The 5,615-nt window shown below is 59.9% G+C and carries 5 protein-coding genes and 1 tRNA gene; 4 read left to right on the forward strand and 2 right to left on the reverse strand.

The window, feature by feature from the left end; genetic code table 11:
* From LJE93_07890 to LJE93_07900, 3 genes are all read left to right on the forward strand, one after another.
* The coding region (locus LJE93_07890) for a prolyl oligopeptidase family serine peptidase (GenBank protein ID MCG6948817.1) at positions 1-1,042 on the forward strand (1,042 nt) is incomplete at its 5' end.
* Positions 1,043-1,176: 134 nt separating this feature from the next.
* Positions 1,177-1,252, forward strand: a tRNA-Arg gene (locus LJE93_07895).
* A gap of 588 nt (positions 1,253-1,840) precedes the next feature.
* Positions 1,841-3,139 carry a pyridoxal phosphate-dependent aminotransferase gene (locus tag LJE93_07900; protein ID MCG6948818.1) on the forward strand — a complete coding sequence of 433 codons (1,299 nt, stop codon included), beginning with the start codon at positions 1,841-1,843 and terminating at the stop codon, positions 3,137-3,139.
* 94 nt (positions 3,140-3,233) lie between these two features.
* On the opposite strand, the gene LJE93_07905 is transcribed toward LJE93_07900, so the two are convergent.
* Complete coding sequence (locus tag LJE93_07905) at positions 3,234-3,818, reverse strand: DUF5698 domain-containing protein (GenBank protein ID MCG6948819.1); 585 nt, start codon at positions 3,816-3,818, stop codon at positions 3,234-3,236.
* A complete protein-coding gene (locus LJE93_07910) occupies positions 3,815-4,747 on the reverse strand; it encodes a serine/threonine-protein phosphatase (GenBank protein ID MCG6948820.1) in 933 nt (310 codons plus the stop codon). Before LJE93_07910 ends, LJE93_07905 begins: the two co-directional genes overlap by 4 nt.
* Positions 4,748-5,138: 391 nt before the next feature.
* Between LJE93_07910 and LJE93_07915 the strand changes: the two genes are divergently transcribed.
* A complete protein-coding gene (locus LJE93_07915) occupies positions 5,139-5,519 on the forward strand; it encodes a hypothetical protein (protein ID MCG6948821.1) in 381 nt (126 codons plus the stop codon).
* The last annotated feature ends 96 nt before the right edge of the window (positions 5,520-5,615 follow it).

The following is a 5,615-nucleotide window of genomic DNA, read 5'->3' on the forward strand; positions in this document are numbered from 1 at the left end:
CGACCTGCGCTCCCTGGAGACCGGCGAGAACGAGCGCCTCTTCCGTTGTGACCCGGAACGCTACGAGATATTCGTGGATTTTGCCGGAGGCGAGGACAGCTTCGTGATGCGCTCCGAGTCTTCGGTGGACGTTCCCAACTACTTCCTCGCCACCCTCGGCAAGAAGATCGAAGCACCGGAGGGCGAGGCCGCCCGGGCTCACACCCGCACGCCCATCACACACTTCGAGGACCCGACGCCCCAGCTTCGCCAGATCGAAAAACGTCTTGTTCGTTACGAGCGCGACGACGGCGTGCCGCTCAGCTTCCAGCTGATGCTGCCCCCCGGTTACGAGGAGGGAACGCGGCCGCCCACCGTGCTCTACGCCTACCCCCTGGAGTACTCCGACCCGTCCACCGCCGGACAGGTGCGCGGTTCCACCCGCCGCTTCAGCCGCTTCTACGGTGCCTCGCATCTGTTCTTCCTGCTCCAGGGGTACGTGGTGCTCGACCGCACCGCCATGCCGATGATCGGCGATCCCGAGACCACCTACGACACCTTCGTGCCGCAGCTGGTGGCTGACGCCGAGGCCGCCGTCGCCAAGGCGGTGGAGATCGGCGTGGCCGACCCCGAGCGGATCGGCATCATCGGCCATAGTCACGGTGGGCTCATGGTTTCCAATCTGTTGGCCCACACCGATCTCTTCCGCGCCGGCATCGCCCGCTCGGGCTCCCACAACAAGACCATGCAGCCCTTTGGCTTCCAGTCCGAGCGCCGCTCCCTCTTCGAGGCGCGCGACGTCTACATCCAGGTCTCGCCCACCTTCTTCGCGGACCAGGTGAACGAGCCGGTGCTGGTGATCCACGGCAACGCCGACTCCAACCCCGGCACTCTGACCATCCAGTCCGAGGTCTTCTTCGAGGCAGTGCGCGGCTCGGGCGGCACCGCCCGCCTCGTCCTGTTGCCGTTCGAGGATCACGGCTACCGCGCGAAGGAAAGCATCGAGCACGTCCTCTGGGAGCAGCTGAGGTGGTTCGACATGTATGTGAAGAACGCGGAGTAGGAACCAACAAACCGTCGCGGCTCGCCATGAGGCCGAATTCCCGCTCTCCGCAGTGGCGTGATGGACAAAGGGCCATCAGCGTTCAGCCGAGCTGATTCTCTGCCGCCGCTCTCACCTGTAGAATGGGCGCCGACGCGCCGGTAGCTCAATGGATAGAGCATCGGACTTCGGATCCGGCGGTTAGAGGTTCGAATCCTCTCCGGCGCGCCAGTCTTCGTTCTCGACCGTAAGAGAGAACGAAGACTGTCACGGCGTAGCCAACGGCGAAGCCGGACTGACCCGAAACGCTCATCCCGGTCGAGAACTTCGCCTTGGCAAGCCAGACCTCACTTCCCGAGCGTAACGATCCACCTCGCGACGCCCAGCGGCGCCGCTCATGAGTGGCGACCAGGCTCAGAGCGTCCTCTCGGTTTCCATCCTTGTCCGGGTTGTGCTCGCTTCGGCATCGTGATGCGACGACCGAAGGGCAAGGTCTCTCCCGGTGATTCCTCGTTCGGAGGCCGTTGGCAACCAGCATGCCGTGATCACCTGTCAGATGTATATTGAACTTGTGGTTTCCCATTCAAGGCGGCAAGATTTCCGCGTAACCCGCACGGTGCAGTCCCACGGTGACTCTCGTCTTCGTCGCAGTCCTTCATCCGACGATTTCAATCTTCGGCGTCCCGCTGACGCTAACGGCGGGCAACCGACCTGCCGACGACATCGGGAGAGCGTCCCGAGATCCGAGCTCTCCAAATGTGCATCTCCGAGACGGCGCGCCGAAACCTCAAAACACTTTGAGAATGCATAGAGTCAATCATGAACACAGCTAAACCCGTAAGTCTCAACCTCAATCTTCGCGGCATGGGGCAGTCCGCAACCCTTGCCATCAACGAGCAGAGCCGTTTGCTCCGTGAGCAAGGCCAGACCGTCTTTGCGATGGGACTGGGCCAGTCACCATTTCCGGTTCCAGAGTCTGTGATCGAGGCTCTCAGGCTGGCCGCTGCCGAAAAAGACTATCTGCCGGTGAAAGGCTTGCCGGCACTTCGTGAGGCAGTGGCGAACTTTCACCGGAATCACGAACAGATCGACGCCAACCCTGACGGCGTCATCATCGGACCCGGCTCCAAAGAGTTGATGTTCCTTCTCCAGCTGACGTTTTACGGTGAGATCATCGTCACCTCTCCCTGCTGGGTCTCGTACCTGCCTCAGGCCCGCATCATCGGTCGCACGGTCAGCGTGATTCCCAGAAGCTTCGAGCAGAAGTGGAAGCTGACAGCCGAGCAGCTGACCAACACTCTCGAGGGCGAGGCGGACGACTATCGTCCACGGCTGTTGGTATTGAACTACCCCGGCAACCCGACGGGCCAAAGCTACTCCGCCGATGAACTCGAGCAGATCGCGGAAGTGGCCAGGCGATTTGGGGTGATCATTCTCTCGGATGAGATATACGGCCACCTCCACCACCGGGGAGAACATGTCTCCATTGCCCGCTTCTATCCGGAAGGCACGATTGTGAGTTCCGGGCTCTCGAAATGGTGCGGTGCCGGCGGGTGGCGGCTGGGCACGTTCTATTTTCCGCCGGACCTCGGGTGGTTGCTGGAGGCTCTGACCGCCGTAGCCAGCGAAACATACACGTCAGTCTGCGCCCCGATTCAGCACGCAGCTGTTCACGCCTTTCGTTGCGGTGTGGATATCGAACGGTATCTCTGGCACGCGCGCCGGATTCTCTCTGCTCTGGCGAGCCAATGTACGGACATGCTCCGTCAGGCGGGCCTTGGTGTGCATTTACCGGATGGAGCGTTTTATCTTTTCGTGGACTTCACGCCGATACGTGAGCGTCTGGCGGCTCGCGACCTGGGTGATGGCCCCTCGCTCTGCAAACGCCTGTTGATGGAGACGGGCGTGGCCATCCTGCCGGGGGCATCCTTCGCGCGGTCGCCGCAGGAGCTCACCGCCCGGCTTGCGTACGTGAATTTCGACGGCGCCCGCGCCCTCGCCGCAAGCCAAAATACCCCCCTTGACCAGGAGCTGCCCCCGGGTTTCCCGCGAGAATATTGTGAGGATGTTCTGGTGGGGGTTGAACGACTCGTCGAGTGGGTTGGGGCCGAATCATAAGCCCGAAACACCAGAGAATTTTGCCTGCAACTGTGCCAGCGGGCCGAGGCCGACGACGACGTTCAAATGCGAGTGTGTGAGCGCCGCGAGTCGGCTATTTCTTTTTGAATACAGCTCGCCAGCCCGTGGGGTGCGGTACCGGCCGCAGCCGCAATGCCGCGCCCTGAGAACTCTCGTGGGCGGGCTCGCAGACGTACAGCAGCGAAGGATCGATGGATCTCGCTCGTTGCAGCATTTGCCCGGTCTGGCGGCGCGGCGCCACTGCATAAACCAGAGTGACGGCTCCATCAACACCTTCGCCCTCGAACGCGGCGACGTCGCGACCATCTTCACGAATGGCTCGCGCGATCTCCGTTCCGTGGGTGGTAGAGATGATGCGCACGACCGAGGTACCCATCGCCAGCTTCCGTTCGACCAGAATGCCGATAGCGTTGCCGGCAGCAAAACCGCCGGCGAAGGCAAGCGCGAGAAACACGCTCTCATTGATTCGAGAAATGACCTGGCTGACGGCCAGGATCCAGATCAACACCTCGAAAAAACCGAGAAAGGCGGCAACCGTGATGCGGCCCTTGACGATGGAAACTGTTCGAATCGTTCCCAACGTTACGTCACAGATTCTGAGAACAAAGATCACGGCGCACAAGAGCCAGACCGGAATCGAGGCCACCCACTCCATCATCGTCCTGCCCCCCCCTTCTTGATGATCAACACCGTCATATCGTCCTCGAGGGGAGCGAACGCCAACGATTGCTCGCGCACCGCCTCGAATATCCCGTGAGCCGAGCGGTGCTTGTTGTCGCGGATCACCTGTTCAAGTTCATCCGGCACGAAGTTTCGTCCGTCGTCACGGCTTTGTTCACTGAGACCGTCCGTGTTGAGTACGAGGATATCGCCATCACCCAGGAGGTTGACCTCGTTGACCGTATAACGCGGCTTGTACCCCAGGGGGCTGAATATCCGGGTGGCGTCGGTGGTGTCCTCTGATGGGAAGAGGCCCAACGGCGAAAACGACACCAGGCGGTCGGGACAGATGGTGACGAAACGGTCGTATTCGGCGGAGAACACGAGAGGGAGTGGGTTGCCCGCGTTCAAGAATCGAAACTGTCCGGCGCCGGAAATCTCGCCGTAGTGGAGCGTGATGTACTTTTCGAAGGAAAGCGAGTTGTAGAAACGCGTGTTCAAGTTCTCGAAGAGTGCCGTGGTGATCTCTCCAAACTGGTCGAGCTCATACAGCACCCCGGTCAGAAAGGCCTGGTGGAGCATGGCCGCAGCCAGTGCGTCGGTTATCCGATGGCCTGAGACGTCGGCAACAAGAATGCCGAGTCGATCTCTGGTCTTCTCGAGCCTGGCCGCGACTTCGACCTGGTCACGCGCCCTCGCAGATTCCATTCTCTGATCCAGATCGTATCGACGTTCGAAATCGACGTACACAATATGATCGCCGCCTGCGGCCCCGTTCAAAAACACCGATTCACCGTAGACCTCGATCTGACCGATTCGCATCCCGGCGTGGGGCGGCTGAATCAACCGGACGATGTCAACGAAATTCTCGATCTCGGCACAACATATTCCTGGTGGTAAATCAGTGCGTTTTGCTTCGTCTTCCATTTCGCTGCCTCGATGAAGGTATGCAACAGGATTTAGTCAAACAGTGATCGCTACTGTTGAAGTGGCATGGTGGCGCAAAATCTGGTCCAATTCAACTGCCGGACGAAACCCGGATGACACGAGACCTGAACCGGTGCATCGCAGAGGCGGTGAAAAAGGAACTCGGTTGAAGCCTTGGCGAACACAAAAAGGCTCGCCGATCGGATTTGGAGCCAAAACGACAAAGGCGTGACCGCCTTGATCCACGATCTCGCGTTGGGATAGAAGAACACGAGCAAGGGCAATGCCCCAGCGACCAAAAACCCAATTCGTTACTGCACCGAGAGTGTTTCATCCACCAGATTGGATTTATAGGAAATGGAAAATACGGAATTTAAGTGATTGATTTTGAATGCTGCCGGAGCTGGGGGTCGATCACGCTGAAAAGCAGCGGCTCGTGGTTGCAGGCGAAAAGGACGGATGGATGGTGGCCGCCGTACGACCACCCGTTGGATCCGCCAAGATGCCGCGCGCGACCTACCACAATGAAGCCACAGGCGGAGCCGGGAGCGCGCGAGCAACCAACACGCAAGAAGAAATGGTGCCGGAGGCGGGGGTCGATCACGGCGAGAAGCGGCAGCCCATGGCTCAGGCCGTCATGCCCGGGGGCGGCCTTGAGCCATCCGCCGGTTCCGTCGGGACGCCGCGCGCAAAGCGCGCGAGCAACCCACAGATTGAAGTATGCCGGAGGTGGGGGTCGAACCCACACGGGATTACTCCCAAGGGATTTTAAGTCAGATAAATACCCTTATTATCAACAATTAAATTCAAAAACCATCAACACGACACCGCACCTGTCAACACCAAGGTTGAATTTCCCTCAGGGCTC

The sequence above is a fragment of the Acidobacteriota bacterium genome (assembly GCA_022340665.1).
GTDB lineage: Bacteria > Acidobacteriota > Thermoanaerobaculia > Thermoanaerobaculales > Sulfomarinibacteraceae > Sulfomarinibacter.

What these genes read in the sequence shown, in the direction of transcription:
- LJE93_07900 (MCG6948818.1), top strand. Translation starts at nt 1,841, where the DNA reads ATGAACACAGCTAAACCCGTAAGTCTCAACCTCAATCTTCGCGGCATG.
- LJE93_07905 (MCG6948819.1), bottom strand. Translation starts at nt 3,818, where the DNA reads ATGATGGAGTGGGTGGCCTCGATTCCGGTCTGGCTCTTGTGCGCCGTG.
- LJE93_07910 (MCG6948820.1), bottom strand. Translation starts at nt 4,747, where the DNA reads ATGGAAGACGAAGCAAAACGCACTGATTTACCACCAGGAATATGTTGT.
- LJE93_07915 (MCG6948821.1), top strand. Translation starts at nt 5,139, where the DNA reads ATGCTGCCGGAGCTGGGGGTCGATCACGCTGAAAAGCAGCGGCTCGTG.